General features: G+C 58.8%; 17 protein-coding genes and 4 pseudogenes. 12 read left to right on the top strand and 9 right to left on the bottom strand.

Going from position 1 to position 16,593, the window contains the following annotated elements:
- Nucleotides 1-104 precede the first annotated feature (104 nt).
- The gene (locus CAG34_RS10525; protein WP_085589785.1) at nt 105-548 is read right to left on the bottom strand and encodes a cupin domain-containing protein; all 444 of its coding nucleotides are present in this window, start codon (nt 546-548) and stop codon (nt 105-107) included.
- A 98-nt stretch (nt 549-646) separates the two neighbouring features.
- On the opposite strand from CAG34_RS10525, the gene CAG34_RS10520 reads away from it, so the two are divergent.
- Complete coding sequence (locus CAG34_RS10520) at nt 647-1,591, top strand: LysR family transcriptional regulator (protein ID WP_085589783.1); 945 nt, start codon at nt 647-649, stop codon at nt 1,589-1,591.
- Here the strand turns inward: CAG34_RS10520 and CAG34_RS28870 are convergent.
- A complete protein-coding gene (locus CAG34_RS28870) occupies nt 1,572-1,697 on the bottom strand; it encodes a hypothetical protein (RefSeq protein WP_256573544.1) in 126 nt (41 codons plus the stop codon). The two genes, CAG34_RS10520 and CAG34_RS28870, sit on opposite strands and share 20 nt — an antisense overlap.
- A 69-nt stretch (nt 1,698-1,766) precedes the next feature.
- Between CAG34_RS28870 and CAG34_RS10515 the strand changes: the two genes are divergently transcribed.
- The 7 genes and pseudogenes from CAG34_RS10515 to CAG34_RS10485 form a co-directional block, all read left to right on the top strand.
- Complete coding sequence (locus tag CAG34_RS10515; protein ID WP_085589878.1) at nt 1,767-2,684, top strand: AraC family transcriptional regulator; 918 nt, start codon at nt 1,767-1,769, stop codon at nt 2,682-2,684.
- A gap of 234 nt (nt 2,685-2,918) precedes the next feature.
- Nucleotides 2,919-3,818, top strand: a complete 900-nt coding sequence (locus CAG34_RS10510) for an alpha/beta hydrolase (protein WP_085589781.1) — start codon at nt 2,919-2,921, stop codon at nt 3,816-3,818.
- A gap of 63 nt (nt 3,819-3,881) precedes the next feature.
- Nucleotides 3,882-4,517 (top strand): SDR family oxidoreductase, encoded by a 636-nt coding sequence (locus CAG34_RS10505; RefSeq protein WP_085589779.1) that lies wholly within the window; start codon nt 3,882-3,884, stop codon nt 4,515-4,517.
- A 40-nt stretch (nt 4,518-4,557) separates the two neighbouring features.
- Nucleotides 4,558-5,493 carry an alpha/beta hydrolase gene (locus tag CAG34_RS10500; protein WP_085589777.1) on the top strand — a complete coding sequence of 312 codons (936 nt, stop codon included), beginning with the start codon at nt 4,558-4,560 and terminating at the stop codon, nt 5,491-5,493.
- A 260-nt stretch (nt 5,494-5,753) separates the two neighbouring features.
- Nucleotides 5,754-5,990: a hypothetical protein gene (locus CAG34_RS10495; protein ID WP_085589775.1), complete on the top strand. Its 237-nt coding sequence runs from the start codon at nt 5,754-5,756 to the stop codon at nt 5,988-5,990.
- 26 nt (nt 5,991-6,016) lie between these two features.
- A complete protein-coding gene (locus CAG34_RS10490) occupies nt 6,017-6,931 on the top strand; it encodes an AraC family transcriptional regulator (RefSeq protein ID WP_085589773.1) in 915 nt (304 codons plus the stop codon).
- A 55-nt stretch (nt 6,932-6,986) separates the two neighbouring features.
- Nucleotides 6,987-7,544 (top strand): annotated as a pseudogene (locus tag CAG34_RS10485) (hypothetical protein); the annotation flags it as partial.
- A gap of 44 nt (nt 7,545-7,588) precedes the next feature.
- Here the strand turns inward: CAG34_RS10485 and CAG34_RS29175 are convergent.
- Nucleotides 7,589-7,777 (bottom strand): annotated as a pseudogene (locus CAG34_RS29175) (electron transfer flavoprotein-ubiquinone oxidoreductase); the annotation flags it as partial.
- Nucleotides 7,778-7,860: 83 nt separating this feature from the next.
- On the opposite strand from CAG34_RS29175, the gene CAG34_RS10480 reads away from it, so the two are divergent.
- Entirely contained in the window at nt 7,861-8,142 is a 282-nt protein-coding gene (locus CAG34_RS10480) for a nitroreductase family protein (protein ID WP_085589769.1), read from the top strand.
- Nucleotides 8,143-8,165: 23 nt separating this feature from the next.
- Here the strand turns inward: CAG34_RS10480 and CAG34_RS10475 are convergent, their stop codons facing one another.
- Nucleotides 8,166-8,951, bottom strand: coding sequence for a YkgJ family cysteine cluster protein (locus CAG34_RS10475; RefSeq protein WP_085589767.1), 786 nt, complete (start codon nt 8,949-8,951; stop codon nt 8,166-8,168).
- 195 nt (nt 8,952-9,146) lie between these two features.
- Here CAG34_RS10475 and CAG34_RS10470 point away from each other — a divergent pair, with 195 nt between their 5' ends.
- Nucleotides 9,147-10,220, top strand: coding sequence for an MBL fold metallo-hydrolase (locus CAG34_RS10470; RefSeq protein ID WP_178080877.1), 1,074 nt, complete (start codon nt 9,147-9,149; stop codon nt 10,218-10,220).
- 57 nt (nt 10,221-10,277) lie between these two features.
- Here CAG34_RS10470 and CAG34_RS10465 read toward each other — a convergent pair whose 3' ends face one another.
- The gene (locus tag CAG34_RS10465; RefSeq protein WP_139833407.1) at nt 10,278-10,484 is read right to left on the bottom strand and encodes an MmgE/PrpD family protein; all 207 of its coding nucleotides are present in this window, start codon (nt 10,482-10,484) and stop codon (nt 10,278-10,280) included.
- A gap of 36 nt (nt 10,485-10,520) precedes the next feature.
- On the opposite strand from CAG34_RS10465, the pseudogene CAG34_RS27885 reads away from it, so the two are divergent.
- Nucleotides 10,521-10,631 (top strand): annotated as a pseudogene (locus tag CAG34_RS27885) (LysR family transcriptional regulator); the annotation flags it as partial.
- Nucleotides 10,632-10,650: 19 nt separating this feature from the next.
- Here CAG34_RS27885 and CAG34_RS10460 read toward each other — a convergent pair.
- The 3 genes and pseudogenes from CAG34_RS10460 to CAG34_RS10450 form a co-directional block, all read right to left on the bottom strand.
- Nucleotides 10,651-11,751, bottom strand: a pseudogene (locus CAG34_RS10460) (polyamine ABC transporter substrate-binding protein).
- A gap of 395 nt (nt 11,752-12,146) precedes the next feature.
- The gene (locus tag CAG34_RS10455) at nt 12,147-13,463 is read right to left on the bottom strand and encodes an APC family permease (RefSeq protein ID WP_085589761.1); all 1,317 of its coding nucleotides are present in this window, start codon (nt 13,461-13,463) and stop codon (nt 12,147-12,149) included.
- Nucleotides 13,464-13,671: 208 nt separating this feature from the next.
- Nucleotides 13,672-14,511 (bottom strand): helix-turn-helix transcriptional regulator, encoded by an 840-nt coding sequence (locus CAG34_RS10450; protein WP_085589759.1) that lies wholly within the window; start codon nt 14,509-14,511, stop codon nt 13,672-13,674.
- Between the two features lie 123 nt (nt 14,512-14,634).
- Between CAG34_RS10450 and CAG34_RS10445 the strand changes: the two genes are divergently transcribed.
- Nucleotides 14,635-15,471, top strand: coding sequence for a carbon-nitrogen hydrolase family protein (locus CAG34_RS10445; RefSeq protein ID WP_085589757.1), 837 nt, complete (start codon nt 14,635-14,637; stop codon nt 15,469-15,471).
- A gap of 777 nt (nt 15,472-16,248) precedes the next feature.
- Here CAG34_RS10445 and CAG34_RS10440 read toward each other — a convergent pair.
- A complete protein-coding gene (locus CAG34_RS10440) occupies nt 16,249-16,584 on the bottom strand; it encodes a hypothetical protein (protein WP_085589755.1) in 336 nt (111 codons plus the stop codon).
- Nucleotides 16,585-16,593 lie beyond the last annotated feature (9 nt).

The raw sequence follows: 16,593 nt of genomic DNA, 5'->3' as shown, positions 1-16,593 counted from the left end.
ATGTAACCTTGTGGCTACAGCCGTCGCGACTCCTGGTCGGCAAGGTCAGCATGATTCAACCGTGGGCACATACAGCCCGTGCCAGGTGGGCGTAACGCGAGCTGTTAGTCCTTCTTGACCGGCCCATTCAAGTAGACCTCGTCGGACACAGGTTCCAACCAGTCGACAGGTTTGCCGTCAAGGTACTCGTTGATAGCCACGTGCTGCATCGCGGTGGTATCGGTGGCTCCGTGCCAGTGACGGCGTCCACAGTTGCACCAAATCAGATCGCCAGCGCGAATCTCAGTCTTGGGCCCGTTCTCACACTGCGTCCAACCCACACCATCTGTCACGAGCAGGGCTTGACCCAGCGGGTGGGTGTGCCAGTTGGTGCGAGCACCTGGTTCAAAATTGACGACCGCTATGCCAACGCGTGCTGGGGCTGGAGCAGTGAAAACGCGGTCAATACGTACGCGACCGGTGAACCAGCCTGCCGGCCCTTCGATTGCTTTGCTGGAGCCTGCGCGATGAATCTGCATGTCTGCGTTGGCGGTGTCGATATCAGTCATGACGCTTACCTCAATGTATGGTTGAGTCAACTGTACCTACTGCGTTTTAATTCGAGTATCAGCAAAATTCAGAAATCGGTTTGAAGCGGAGCTTAATAATGCGGGCGGATAATCTCAGCGATCTGGCGGTCTTCGTCGCTGTTGCGCGCGAAAGCAATTTCACCCGAGCGGCGGCCCACCTGGCGGTTTCACCTTCAGCCGTCAGCCAGACAATACGTCTGCTTGAAGAGCGGCTTGGGGTGCGACTGCTTACCCGTACTACTCGAAGCGTCACACGAACGGAAGCAGGGGAGCGGCTCTTTCAAGAGATAGCGCCGCTTCTGGACAAGATCGAGGAGCACCTTGGCTCTCTGTCGGAATTCGGCCAGCGACCCTCTGGCCTGGTGCGCATCACTGCAGATGAATTCGCAGTGCGCCAGGTTCTTTGGCCGAAGCTGCAGTCGGTGATCGAAAATTACCCTGATGTGACTTTAGAGTTGATGACGGACTACGGCCTGACTGACATCGTCGCTGAGCGGTTTGATGCGGGGGTGCGTCTCGGAGGGATCATTGATGCTGACATGGTTGCCGTACCAATAGGGCCACCTATGCGAATGGTGACCGTGGCTTCACCGGCTTACCTCAAACAGTATGGTGCTCCGAAGCAACCTGAGGACTTGATGACTCACCGCTGCATCAACCTTAGACTGCCGACACATGGCGGCCTCTATTCATGGGAATTTACCAGCGACGGCGCCGAGTTTCGTGTCCGTGTGCAGGGGCCACTGATCATGAATAGCGTGGTTCAGATCCTGGATGCCTGCCTGGCAGGCGTAGGGTTGGCGCAGTTGCCCGATGCCCATGTGCAGGAACACATCACCAGCGGCGCGCTCAAGGAAGTGCTTGGTAAATGGTCAGAGCCGTTCCCAGGCTATCACCTCTATTACCCTACACGCCGGCAGCAAACGGCTGCCTTCAGGGTGGTACTGGAAGCGCTCCGGAGCGATCAGCTCCAGACCTGCCTCAAGCAAGCACGCCGCCGCTTCATTGGCCGGAAAATTTAATGCGTACCTTGTGGATTCCTAACATCTGAGCCAGGCCATCGGGATTATCAATCCTCCCAATTGGCGTGTAGGAGCAGGGTGTCTGGAACGTCTTGTAGAAGACCACCAGTGGTTGATTTACCTAAAACCCTTCATCATTAGTCCCTGCATGACGAAAGTGCTGATGGAGAAGTTCATGACCCGCCTCGAGCCTTCGCGCGACTACGCCGAAACAACCCTGTCAGGCTTGGCCGCTCTGATTGCCAAACATGTTCCTGGTACGGGTGACTTAGTGACTCGTTTGCCCGCGCTGAGCCTGCATCGCAGGGCCTCGCCGACTGACCCCATGCCCTGCATCTATGGCTTGGGCCTTGGCGTTGTTGCGCAGGGGAGCAAGCAGGTCATGCAGCAGGAAGCGGTGCTGCATTACCAAGCGGGTCAGGGCATGTTGACCAGTATCGACCAACCGGTGGTGTCCCACGTTTCAGTGGCTTCAGTCGCAAAACCGTTTCTGGGCTTGATGCTGACGCTTGACCCCAACCAGGTCATGCGAACTGTCTCTGACCTGCAACTGCCGCCACCGCCAAAGGAAAGCACGCACCAAGCGATCGTCATCGCCGAGCTCGACAGTGATGTAGTGCGAGCACTTGAGCGCCTGTTGAAACTGCTGGATGAACCCGTACTGTTTGATCATCTTGCTCCGTTGGTCCTACAGGAAATCATCGTCCGATTGCTCGTCGGTCAGCACGGCATAGCGCTGCGGCACCTGGTCGCCGCAGGCTCTCCAATGCAGCAGATTTCCAAAGTCGTTGCCTGGTTGAAGCAGAATCTGGCGGAACCCATGCGAATCGACGACCTGGCTGAACGTGTGCATATGAGTCCGTCGACCTTCCGTCAACATTTCCGCACGCTGACCGGCGTAAGTCCTTTGCAATTTCACAAGCAACTGCGGCTGCAGGAGGCCAGGCAACTGATGCTGAACCAGCATCTGGATGCAGGGCAGGCGGCTGGAATGGTTGGCTACGAAAGCGCCTCACAGTTCAGTCGCGAATACAGCAGGGCGTTTGGTGCTCCCCCGCAACGAGACGTTCGACGTATGCGCAGCATGACTTGAGTTCAGTGCAATAGGCAATCACTGCACTGCCGTTCATTAACCCAAACATCGCTGTCGCTGAGCTTTTGGCCAGCAATAGCATGCGTTCAGCCTGAATCATGCATTTTCACACGACTGTGCAATCTCCTTGGAACGTGCAAGCAAGCCGACCGATTAGGCAAAAATCCGAGTCTGCCCGTTCCTATACTTGTCTCCAACGAAGGGCAGAAGCGCTGCCCACTTGGAGGCAACACCATGCAAGACATCCAGTTCAACAACCGCAACATCGTGATGGCAGGCAACCTCTACCTGCCGCCAGCATTCTCTGAAAGCCAAAAATATCCCGCGATCATCACCGTTCACCCGGGCGGCGGTGTAAAGGAGCAAACCGCAGGCACCTATGCACGCTTGCTGGCCGAGCAAGGTTTCGTAACCCTGGCGTTCGATGCCTCCTACCAAGGAGCGAGCGGCGGCGAACCGCACTTCCTGGACGAGCCGATGAATCGCGTCGCTGATGTCTACAGCGCTGTTGATTACCTGGCCACCCTTGGCTTCGTCGATGCCCAGCGCATCGGTGTGCTGGGCATTTGTGCCGGTGGTGGTTTTGCCGCCAAGGCGGCCTCGGTCGATCGCCGCATCAAAGCGCTGGCTACCGCCAGTGCGGTCAACGTAGGTACGGCCACGCGCAAAGGCTGGGAGGGCAAAGGGTCCATCAACGACTTGTTGCCGGTGCTCGACGCACTGGCAGGTCAGCGCTCGGCCGAAGCAGCTGGCGCAGAACCGGTGTATGCACCTTATGTTCCGCAATTAGGTGATACCAGTGCCCCGCGTGACCTGCAGGAAGCGGCCGACTACTACCTGACGCCCCGCGCCCAGCATCCCAATGCACAGAACAAGATGCTGATGAACGGCCTCGGCGCCTGGGTCGCCTTCGATGCGTTCGACCTGATCGACCAATTGCTGACCCAGCCCACGCTGGTTATTGCGGGCAGCGAAGCCGGCTCCCTATGGCACAGCCAGGAGCTGCATGCCAAGGCGCTGGGGCAAAAGGAACTGGTGGTGCTTGACGGTCTGGCGCACATGGACCTGTACGACGGCCCAGGGGTCGATACGGCCATGACGCACCTGACGCCGTTCTTCCAGGCCAACCTCTGATTGTGCCGGGCGGCGCCGGACCAGGCGCCGCCAACTACCCCATACAGATTTCAGGATCGACAGATGACAAACGTACTGGTAATCGGTGCCTCCGGGCAGATTGCGCGCTGGGTCGTTGCCATGCTGGCCGGGCGCGAGGACGTAAAGCTAACCCTCTATGTGCGTGACGCCAGCAAACTGCAAGATCCCATTGCGGCCAATGCCTCCGTCATTGAAGGTGACGCGCTGGACTCACGCGCCCTGGTTCGCGCCATGGTTGGGCAAGACATCGTCTACGCCAACCTTGCTGGTGAAATCGATGAGCAGACCGATCGCATCATTGCCGCCATGCACGCGGCAGGCCCCAGCCGTCTGGTCTTTGTCAACTCTCTGGGCATCTATGACGAGATTCCCGGCAAGTTCGGCGAGTGGAACCATCGTGAGATCGGCCAATACCTTGGCCCATACCGGCGATCTGCCGATCTGATCGAGGCCAGCGATCTGGACTACACCATTCTACGTGCCGCCTGGCTCACCGAACACGATGAAGTGGATTACGAGACCACTGGCCGACATGAGCCTTTCCAGGGCACCGAGGTGTCGCGCAAGAGTGTCGCGGCGCTGATCGTACGGATCATCGAGACGCCCAACTGGCTGTCGCGTGACAACGTGGGCGTCAACAAACCCGGCAGTGACGGCGACAAGCCGGCGTTCATGTAACCCACTGCTCCCTGTGTATACGACCTAATTGGAGAATCCCATGAGCGATATCACTGTCAAGCACGTCAAATACCAGAACCTGGGCTGGGAAACTGCAGCGGATCTGTATCTGCCGCCAGGCTTCGATCCCTCCAAGCAATACCCGGCGATTATCAGCACCCACCCGATCGGGAGCTGCAAGGAACAGACCGCCGGCAACGTTTACGGCGCTGGCCTGGCACGAGAGGGCTTCGTGGTCGTCGTATTTGATGCCAGCTTCCAGGGTGCCAGCGGTGGCGAGCCTCGCTTCATGGAGGATCCGTCGATTCGCGTGTCCGACATCCGCTATGCCATCGACTACCTGGTGACGTTGCCCTACGTCGATCCGGCGCGCATTGGTGCCCTTGGCATCTGTGGCGGTGGCGCCTACACGGTGCATGCCGCCATAACTGACCACCGCATCAAAGCGCTGGTATCGATCACCGGGGTCAACTTCGGCCGCCTGATTCGTGAGGGCTTCAGTAACTTCCAGCCGGTAGCAGCGCTGCAGGCCATGGCCGCTCAACGGACGGCTGAAGCTCAAGGTGGCGCTCGGCATGTGATCAACTACCTTCCAGGATCAGTGGAGGAGGGTCGTTCAGCCGGGATTACCGATATCGATGTGCTTGAGGCGACCGACTATTACAAGACTGCACGTGGGCAACAGCCCAATGGCGCCACCAGCGGTCTGTTCTCGTTCAACAGCGCAGCGTTTGGTTGGGATGCTTTCCTGCATGCCGAATCGCTGTTGACCCAGCCATTGCTGGTGGTCATTGGTGACAAGCCAGGCGGTTTCGGGGCCTACCGCGATGGTTGGGAAATCTATGGGCGGGCCGCGTCTTCCGATAAGCAGATTTATGTCGCTGAAGGCTGGTCGCATTACGACCTGTACGACAAACCGGAGCCCGTGGCGCTGGCTATGGCTCAGGCGGTCTCCTTCTTGCGCAAACATCTGTAACAGTGCTGGTGGGCCAGTGTGTCATGCACTGGCCCGCTCAAGCCGAATCTGCCGATTTAGGCAAAATTTTTCATCCCCGCCTTTAGCACGACTTCAAAGCATCCTAGACAAGCCTGGATTTTGAAGGGATAGCTTGCCAAAAATTCAAACAGATCGAGCAAGTCTACCGTTGGAATAGGCAAAGTCGGCTTGACCTTCGTCCTTATACTGGCTTCAACATTTTCAACGTCTGGCAGTTACCGCCAGAGGAGCAAACCACGATGAACGATCAACGCCTACAACGTCGTGTGGTGCTATTCAACACTTACAACAGTCATTTCGCCCCCGAGTACATCGCGGCGTTTCGTGATCGCGTCATGGCACAAGGCGCCAGCAGTTTCGAGCACCGTTCGGTGCTACGCGGGCGCATGACTCGGCAGCTCACTCGCGAACAGATGTTGCGACGCATCGATCAGGACTGGTTGCCCGCGAACGCGACGCCAACCCCCACCCACTGACCTGCCAACGTTTACCGAGGTAGCCCATGAACGCGCCTTTCGAACCCTCGCGGCCGTCTGTTACTAACAGTCGCGCCCTGGCCGCGGCAATTGCCCGCATCGCGCCATCCGACGGCGACTACGAGACGGCCATCCCCGGCCTGACCTTGCACCGGCGCCGCGCGGTGACCCAGCCGATGCACTGTATCTATGGCCTGGGGCTGGGGATTACTGCCCAGGGCGAGAAGCAGGTGGTGTTGGGTGACCAGGTCCTGCATTTCGGGCCGGGGCAATCGTTGCTGACGGCCGTCGATCTGCCGGTGGTATCCACTGTGGTCCAAGGCAGCCACGCAGAGCCGTTCCTCGGCCTGATGTTGCACCTGGCCCCCCAGGACATCCTGCAACTGGCTACCGAACTGCGTCTGCCGTCACCCACCCGCGATTGTGGCTTCTGCTCGATGGCGGTGGAGCCATTGACCGATGGGCTGCTGGATGCAGTGCTGCGCCTGGTGCAGTTGCTGTCGGACCCTGTGCTGTTTCCCTACCTGGCGCCATTGATTCAGCGTGAGATCGCTTACCGTCTGCTGACCGGCCCCCATGGTGCCCAGCTGCGCCACCTGATCAACCAGGGTGCGCCCAGCCAGCAGATCGCCGGTGCCATCAACTGGCTGAAGCGCCATTTCGCCGAACCGCTGAAGATCGAGCAACTGGCCGCCAGTTGCCACATGAGCGCTTCGACTTTCCGCCAGCACTTTCGCACGATAACCGGCTTGAGCCCGCTGCAGTACCAGAAGCAATTACGCCTGCAGGAGGCCCGCCAATTGATGCTCACGCAGAACCTGGATGCAAGCGTGACTGCCGCGCGGGTCGGCTATGAAAGTGCATCGCAGTTCAGCCGTGAGTATGCCCGGCTGTTCGGCGAACCGCCCCAGCGCGACATCCGTCGATTGCGCCTGAACTGAAGTCCCCCGTTGTCATTTGCTGGCACCGCCACGCCAACTCTTTCTGGAACGCACCATGAAACCGAACTACCCCGGCGTCTTTCGTCCTCTGCATTTCGCCAATGGCCTGAGCGTCGACAATCGCCTGGCCATGGCACCCATGACCACTTGGTCCGCCAATCCCGACGCGAGCACCTCCGAACAGGAACTGGCTTACTATCGCCGCCGCGTGCAAGGCGTGGGCCTGGTAATCACTGGCTGCACCCATGTGAGCGTCGAGGGCATCGGCTTCGATAATGAGTTCGCCGCATGGGACGATCATTTTTTGCCTAGCTTGCGGCGCCTTGCCCAGGCCGCGAAAAGTGGCGGGGCGCCCGCAGTGCTGCAAATCTTCCACCCGGGCAGCAAGGCCATAGCGGAACAAGCGCCAGATGGCGAAATCGTCAGTGCCAGTGCTGTCAGGGCGCCCGCGGGGCCGTTCAACAGCGGTGATGTAACACCGCGGGCGCTGACGCAAGCGCAGATCCTCGGTTTGGTAGAGGCGTTTGCCCAAACTACCCGGCGCGCCATAGAGGCAGGTTTCGATGGTGTGGATTTGCATGGAGCACACGGCTTTCTGATTCAGAACTTCTTGTCGCCGGCCTTGAACCAACTAAACGACCAGTGGGGAGGCTCGCTCGATACCCGTACCGAGCTGAGCTTGTCGAAGCTGAGCTTGCCGTCCGGTTTCGGGTACTCGATTTTCTGCGAGTCGGCCGCCAGCTTCAGGCAGGCGTAGTCTGGCTTGGTGTCGTGCAGGGTGAACGGCAGCTTGCCGCCGAACCAGTTCTGGTCCACATAGTTGAACGCGCCACCGAGCAACTGCCCCATCAATGCAGCCTTGAAACAATCCTCGGCTGTAGCGCCTTCAGGCAGTGCATCCATGCAGCGGTTGATATGCCGTACCGCACGTGGCCATCCTGACCACACGGGCCGAGTTGGGTCCATACGCGGCGGTGGATTGTGGTGGCTTCATCAGCGCCTTCCTGCTTGCAGCCCAGGCCCACGGTGTGGCCACCGCGCCACAAGCGGCATTGGCACGGCATGCCCGGTTCATTCGTGACTACTTTGGGACAGCCGAGGATTGTCCCATGGTCTGCGGCATCTCTTTCGGCTACGCCGATAGCGAGCACCCCGTGAACAGCTTCCGCACCAGCCGCGCTGCACTGAGCGAAGTGCTGCGGATCGTCTGAGTGGTAACGGGCGGGCATGATCGTTAACTGGCCAGTGGAATGAAAACCTGATCCGGCGCTTCACTCGCCAGCTGAATGCCCAGTTGGGCAAGCTCCAAATGCAGTGCCTCGCCATGGGCGCGCACATCCCACTGGGTGTCTGGCGCCTGCGAGCTGCTCTGGTGGGCTATCGCTAGGCGCAGCTGTTCGTTGGTTGGAAAGAACACCGTGAATCCATTGCCTTTCCAGGCCGTGGTGGTGAAACCAAGGTGGCGGCAGATATTGACCTTGGCCAGCGCATCTTCGCGGTCGGCCTGCCGCGAGGCGTCGATCAACTGAAGCAAGGCGGGTGGTGGCAGCCCATCCGAAGCGATCAAGGGCTCCCCATCCATCTGTGACCATGCCGTTGTCGGGCACTCCTTGGTTGCCGGGTTCAGTACGATGAACGGATTGACCTCCATCGGATAGATTCGGCATACCAGTGGTCGCTCGGTGTAGATCCCGCATCGGGTATCGGCGAGTTGGTTGGGGCAGCCCTGCAGATTGGCCGCCGCGAACACCGCAATGACCTGAATGTCCGCCGAACCGGAGCGCGCCGCCGCTGAGCGAGCGTGGTTATGCCGGTATTCTGGAGATTGCTCGTTGGCACCCAGGGTGGAAAATGCCTCCAGGAGCACGACCACATCATCGCCACGGGCCAGCCAGGCTTCGGTTTCCGCGAGGGTCAGGGGTACGAAGCGTCCCTTGCAGCAAGCGCCGCAGCCGGCAATGCAGTCGAAATGTACAGGGGAGTTCATGGCGCGTTTTCCGAGGCAGTTGGACAACTGCATGCTACGAAGCCGGCCATGGCTTTCCTTGCCCGATTCCACGAGCTTCTTGCACAAATGAAACGAGTGCGATAGTGGGCAGCAGGATCAGGCATGCAGCTCGTTGAATTGGGCAAACCCGTTTGAGTGACCGTTTTTATACTGTCTGCTCAACCACTGCGCCCGCACGAGGTCTGCAACTTGAAACGCCCTTCACTGATGCGCACACCGATTCTCGAATACGGCGACTCTCCCCAATCTCGCGAGGGGCGCTTTCACAATCTGTCACCGCGCCCTGCAGACATGCCTGAACCCGACGCCAGGACGATCTGGAACGCGCTGTTCAACAAGCCAACGTTCACGGTGCCGCGTGCGCCGGTGCCGGTGCTGCAGTTGACCCGTGCACAGCTCGATGCTGCGCCGCACGCCAGCTTGTTCCGCCTGGGGCATTCCACGGTCCTGTTCAAGCTGGGCGAGGGCTGGTGGCTGACGGACCCGGTGTTTTCCAAACGTGCCTCGCCATTCACGTTTGCGGGCCCGAAGCGGTTCCATGCACCTCCTTTGTCCCTGGATGAGCTGCCACCGATTCGAGGCGTTATCCTTTCCCACGACCACTACGATCACCTGGACCGGGCGACGATCAAGGCACTGGCGCCCAAGGTGGAGTGCTTTCTCACGCCGCTGGGTGTTGGCGACCGGCTGCTGGCCTGGGGTGTGCCGGCAGCCAAGATTCATCAGTTCGACTGGTGGCAAGGCATCGAGGTGGGTGGCTTGCGCCTGACGGCGACACCCGCGCAGCATTTCTCCGGCAGGGGGCTGCGAGATGGCAACCGCACGCTGTGGTGCTCGTGGGTGATCCAGGCAGCGGAGTTGCAGATGTTCTTCAGTGGCGACACTGGCTATTTCGATGGCTTTGCCGAAATAGGGCGGCGTTTCGGGCCGTTCGATGTGACGCTCATGGAAACGGGCGCCTACGATGAGCACTGGCCCTATGTGCACATGCATCCTCGGCAGACCGTACAGGCCCACCTGGACCTAGATGGAGGCTGGTTGCTGCCGATCCACAACGGCACGTTCGACCTTGCACTGCATGCTTGGTACGAACCCTTTGAGCAAGTGCTGGAGTGGGCAGGGCAGCAAGGCGTTCCTGTGGCTACCCCCAGAATGGGTGAGCGGGTCGACCTGCGCTCGCCGCGTGCGGCTGAGCGCTGGTGGCGCGAAGTGGTGAATAAAGAGGAGCAGCCCAAGGCACGCGGATGCCGAATGCGCTGGGCGAACCAATACGGCTGCTGACTAGGCGAGGGCCCTGCGGGCGCGGGGAACCTGCCCCCGCAAAGCCTAGGCACGTGCTTAGGGGACCAACGGGTCGATCAGCACAGGCACCACATTATCGAAACGCTCGAGTTGCAGTATGTCGTGAGTCATCCTATCCACCACCGCATCGGGCAATGGCAGCACAGAGTAGGGGACGCACAAGCGGAACTTGTCGATGAAGTCTTGCTCGCTGAAGGGGTTGAGTGGATGGCCCTTCAAATAGGTATAGGCATTTTCCAGCACTCTCCCGTCCCTAAGAAAAGTCGTCAAGTGGGCCCCCACTACTTGGATGCCAAGGTGCGCACCTGGCTGGATTTCCTCAAGGAGCAACTACCGTTGTTGTTTGCCGAGCACCAGCGGGTGGTGGATGATCACCGGTATTGGCGTTGAGGATAATTGCCTGAACAGGTTAGGTGCCTGACTTGATCTTGGTCCAGAGACGGGTCCGCACGCGTTCGAGCCGCAGAGGCAAGGTCTCCAAAGGGTACAAGGTATCCATGACCGCCTTGGTCGGGTACAACGTCGGATTATCACGCAATTTGGCATCGATCAGGGTATTGGAGTCTTTGCTGCCATTCGGGTAACCGACATAGTTGGAATTCCGGGCGGTGATCTGCGGCTCCAGGATATAGTTCATCAGCACGTATCCTTGTTGCGGGTGTGGCGCGTCCTTGAGCAACACCATATTGTTCATCCATATCGGTGCGCCTTCCCGCGGTATGTTTTAGGCGATCTTGATACCATTTCCTGCCCGCTCGGCCGTCTGTACTGCGCTGTACACTGAACCACTCCAACCAATCACCGCGCAGATTTCGCCGTTGGCCAGGTCGGTGGGGAACTTCGAAGAATCGAAGTAGCGAACATAGGGCCGGACTTCACGTAGTAACGCTTCGGCCTTGTCGTAATCGGCCGGGTTCTTGCTGTTGGGCGAAAGACCCAGGTAGTGCAAGGCAATGGGGATGATTTCCACTGGTGCATCGAGCATTGCCACGCCACATTGGCTGAGCTTACTGATATTTTCCTTTTTGAAGAGCAGATCCCAGGAGTCCACGGGGGCATTCACGCCCAGGGCCTTGGACACCTTGTCCACGTTGTAACCGATACCTGTGGTACCCCACATATAGGGGACGGCATAACGATTGCCAGGGTCGTTCACTTGCAGCTTTTGCAGAACTTCGGGTGCCAGGTGTGACCAGTTGGGTAATTGCGAGCGGTCCAGCGGTTGTAGCACACCTGCCTTGACGAAGTTTGGCAGGAGGTCGTCCGGCACCATGACCACGTCATAGCCGCTACGCCCGGCCATCAGCTTGCTTTCCATCACCTCTGCGTTGTCGAAGACATCTTGAACCAGGCGGGTACCGGTGGTTGTTTCGAGTTCATTGGCCGTTTCAGGCGCAAGGAAATCCGACCAGTTGTACAAGTGCACGGTGGCAGGCTCTGCCCAGGCGACAAGAGCCTGGATATTCAGTAATGAGACTGTGCCAAATTTGATGAGGCGTGAAAGTAGCATAAGGGGCTCCAGGCTGATCATTGCGTCTGGTGGCACAGGGCCGATTCGAGAAGCCCCATTGGTGCGTACTGACACCAGAACATTATGTTTTTATTGCACAACGCGCAGTCAGTATGCGTTTTGCCTGGCAATTTCCTATCCCATCGAAGGGGTAACCCTGGGGGTAGTTACGAATGAAAGACTCGCGTTTCCAGTGCCGTTCACCCGAGGTGAAAGGAGGGCAGCCAGGCGCCCCTGGCTGCGACGCCGATCAGATATCCGTCGCGCAGCAACTGGCGACTGGCACCCGCAGGCAGTCGCCCAGATCGTCATGAAGTAGTAACTGAAGTAACTCGCTGATCAGCGTGGTGGTTGGCCAGCTATTACGCGGATGTGGGTGTGCTCTAACGGGTACTTCAAGACTCAACCTCCACCAGTCCCGGTGTTGGTTTGCAAAAACCCGCTGTCAGCCATGTGAGGTACAACCCACCGCACACCAACCAGGCCACCCCGGCCAATATCACCATTGTGCTCAACAGTGACAGCAGATAGAGGTTAACCCCAATAGCCAGCACCGGAAGCACCACAAACCCTACACTGCTCAGTCGCTGCCTGTGCCGTTCACGCAGGTAATAGGTGATCACACAGGTATTCACCGCTGCGAACGCGAGAAAAGCACCGAAATTAATCAATGATGCGCCTGAACTCACATCCGCGCAGATTCCTATCAGCCCTAGCCCGGCGATCAACAGCAGGTTGAACACTGGTGTGCGCGCCTTGCCTTGCAGTCGAGCGAAGTAGCGTGCAGGTAGCACACCTTCGCGCCCCATGAAATACAGCAACCGGCTGGCGCTGACTTGCACCGCCAGGCAGGAGGCGAACCCGCCGACAATGCCGCCGAGGTTGATGAAGTCAGCGAAAAATTGGCCTCCGACTTCAAGCGACAGTGCATAAGTCGCTGTCTCAGGGTCGGCGAACTGTCCGCCGGGGTGGCTCAGTTGCATCAGGTAAGCCACCGCCGTGAACAACAGCCCGCCCAGACAGATCACTAACAGCACCGCCCGGGGAATATCGCGCTTGGGCTGCTCTGCCTCCTCGGCCAAGGTGGTCACGGCGTCGAAGCCGAGAAATGAATAAGCCGCGATCGCGGCAGCGGCGGTGAGGCCAGTCAGTGTGCTGTGATCGTTCCACGCAGCGTGGGTGAAGCCGATTTGAGGCAGGCCGGCTACATAGCGCAGGCAGTAACCGATAAACAGCAGTACCAAGGCCACGCTCAGGGATGTCAGCAGTTTGTTCAGGCGGTCGGTCAAGGCCATGCCGCTGACGGTCACTGCCGTGGTCAGGCCAATGTTAATCAGCAGCCAAGCCCAGGTGGGGATTTGTGGAAACTGGGCATTGAGGAACACTGACTGTAACAGCCACGCGACCATGGGCATGAACAGATAAGCCAGCAGCACCGCCCAGCCGACCACGAAGCCACAGCCTGGGCCGAGCAGGCGTTTTGCGTAGTAGTAAGCTGAACCGGACACTGGAAACAGGCGTGACAGCTTGGCGTAACTCAGGGCCGACAGCAGCATGGCTCCGGTGGCCAGCAAGAAGGCGCTCGGGGCGATACCGCCGCTACGGTCGGAGATGACGCCGAAGATGACCATGGCCAGGCTTGGGCACATGTAGGCCAGGCCGAAGGCCGTCAGGGATGTCAGAGAAAGTTTAGTGGGCGTAGCATCAGGCATGGGCGACCTCTTGCTGCGCAGTGGTTATGCCACGGACCGGGCTTTGAACGAAATGAGCCATGCTTCATCCTCTTTTGTGTTTTTTCTAGGAGGCTGAATTGGAACTCCAAGGCCAGGAGCCGGGGAGTGGTGGGGGCAGGTGAGCGCTTGTGAGCTACTGCCGGTCTAGTATGCGGGGACCGGCAAGTATTTCTATAACGACGAATGATTAACCCGGGGTAATGGCTCGCGGTGGCTGGGGCGCAGGGTTCAGGTTGGCCAAGTCATCACCGGCGAGGAACAGCAGCGAGAACAGCTCGCTTTGGGAGTTCACATTCAGCTTGCGATAGACGTTGCGCCGATGGACCTTCACCGTCTCGGCGGACAACTTAAGCTTGTTCGCCGTCTCCTTGTTGGAGTGCCCCGAAAGAATCAGCCTTACCACATCCAGTTCCCGAGCCGTGAGGGCCGACTCTAGCTTGCGGCATGCATCGTCCTGCCTTTGGGCGAGGCGAGGCCCGGGTTTTGCCGGTGTGCGTTCGGGCAACTGCTCGAAGTGCAGGCGCTGGCGAAGCAGGCCGATAAGCCAGGGGCGCACCAACTCCAGTTGAGCGATGGCCTGGGTGTCGAAGCGTGAGCGCCCACCCAGTGACAGGCACAGCGTGCGTCCATCGCCGAGTGCCAGGTTGAACTGGACTTCGTCGGCGACCACGTTGTGAGTGAAGTACAAGCGGTAATAGTCGGTCTGTTGAAACTGCTCCGGCGCAACGTCGGCTAGGCGCACAAGGCCAGTCAATGCTTGCTCACGGCTGTTGATATAGAAAGGGTCAAGCAGGTACAGGCGATTGGCGTATTCACTCACCAGTGGGTCGATACCCTCGTGTTTGTAGGGGCTTTGGGCAAAGATCTGCGGCTTGTCGTGGCTGAATAGCAGCGCCACCCAGGTGTCCACCTCTACGAAGTCGGCGAGCACTGTGGCCAAGGTGTGCCAGAAGCTCGGCCGGTCCAGGTGCTCGACGCATTGGCCCACGCCTTGGTGCCACGAAAGATCCTGCAAGTTGAAGCTCATGCCTACCCCCGGGTTAACCCGTCGAAGTGATTGTTTTGTGGGCGATTATTTTCATACTTGCATCACCCTTCGCGAATGTCACCTAGCCCGCGGAAGGGTCGGGCGCAGCGAGATGGACTACCCATGAAGATCGAAGTGGTACAGACGAAAACCCGCGACGGCGACACCGCCCACAATCTCAAAGGCATTCTCAAGGCCATGGCCCGGTGTGAGTCGGACACCGATATTCTGATGTTTCCCGAATCGCATCTGACCGGATTCCTTACCGCAGATGATGTGGATTCGCTGTCCGAAGCCATTGACGGCGACGCGGTGCAGGCCGTAGTCGTTGAGGCACGCCAGCGCAATGTAGCGGTAGTGTTGGGCCTGTATGAGAATGCCAATGGCACCTTCTACAACACGACTCTTTTCATTGCCCCTGAAGGCATCTTGCTTACCTACCGTAAGACTCACCTGTGGGTGCCGGAACACGGCATCGTGGTACCGGGCGACCGCTTTGCCACCGTTGAATGGCGCGGTGTGCGTCTGGGACTGTTGATCTGTTATGACAGCGAGTTCCCCGAAACCGCGCGCGGATTGAAGGCCCTCGGGGCACAGTTGATGTTGATCACCGACGGCCTGGCAGAGCCTGAGGATCATGTGCATCGCGTGTCGGTAATGGCCCGGGCGATGGAGAACCAGGTATTCGCAGTGGCAGCCAACCGGGTCGGTGACGGGCAGGATGGCAGTGTGTTCGTGGGGGCTAGTCTAGCGGTAGATCCGTATGGCCGAACGCTGTTCGAGGCTGGGCGCGGCGAGTCGCGGCACGGCGTGACCTTGGACTTGTCATTGATCGACAAGGCGAGGGCGTTTCATGACTATGGCGTCAATCAGCGCATGGTTATGTTGGGGGAGCAGATCGAGCATGCCAATGGCGTACGTGAGTTGATCATTGGCAATACAGTCAACCGCTGGCCTTGATCGGGATTGCCAGCAAGAAGGGGACCATCAAATCCCCATCTGTGGAGGGGCTGGCATCAGGACATCAGTTGTCGGTCAGCTACTTTCCGAATCAATCCTAAGCAGCACCGCCGAGCTGGCCTAGTGCACGCGGATGCAGTTGCCTTCAATGCGAAAATGCATTCGTATTTGCGAGGGAGAAGATGGCGCCTAGGTTAACTGTCGAAACCTTTGGGCGGCGGACAACGACTGAGGCATGGAGCGCTGGCAACTGGCTGGGCAAGGTAGAGCGCCTCGGCGCTCCTAAGCCTCTGCACCTCGGGCACGATATTTGAACCTTGTATCGCAACACCCGGCCCGCAGCTTTTCCATCAATTGAGCAATCTACTCGGCTACTCGCCAGCAGCCCCGCCCTGCATCGTCAAACCAGCCCACAAGCGGCGCGCGCATAGGTTGTCGGAGCGGCGAAGCATGAACCTGCAAGCAACCCTTCATATAGCAAGCGCCACTCAGCTCAAGTGGGCCGCTTTTCCACTACTTACAGTCCATTACCTACAACCCGAGCCAGAAACTCGGTCATCGGTTGAAGTTGGCTGACGACGTTTCCAACGTTCTTCAATCTGACGCGGCCGCTAGTCGCTCAGCACAAGATATGGAGATGCCGTGCCCAGTGCTGCGACGGTTTATCGTTGACACCCTCGCCCTCTAGACTAAGCGTCTTCTGACGGGCTCACTCGCGAGCCGGCTACGTCGTTACCGATGACCGTTAAGCGTTCGTTCAGACCTGCCCCGTCTCGTCTACAAACACGCCCTCGCAGCTTCTTCCCACCGTTCTGCCCGGCCCTGCGCCGTCGGCAAGAAGACTTCGACGCGGATCCCCGGTGTCTGTTCATGGATCACGGCCAATGCAATGGGGCCGATATGCAAAGCGGACACTTCCAGTGTGTAGCCGGTAGGCGTCTTGGTTTTCGAAAGCGAGGTGGCCGGTGCTTGCCACTTGGGCTCCAGGCACTGCACGTACGCCTGTGCGGTCTTTTCACTGTCGCCAGTGAAACCTGTGGAGTGGGATTCCAAAAATCCCCTTGAGCAACCTACTAGTGCCATGGCTGCGAGGAGGGCTGCGAGTGTTTTCATGGTGTGCGT

Source organism: Pseudomonas sp. B14(2017) (assembly GCF_002113255.1).
Classification (GTDB): domain Bacteria; phylum Pseudomonadota; class Gammaproteobacteria; order Pseudomonadales; family Pseudomonadaceae; genus Aquipseudomonas; species Aquipseudomonas putida_Z.
Note: the sequence above shows the minus strand (reverse complement) of the source record. Positions and strands in the feature narration are given on the sequence as shown.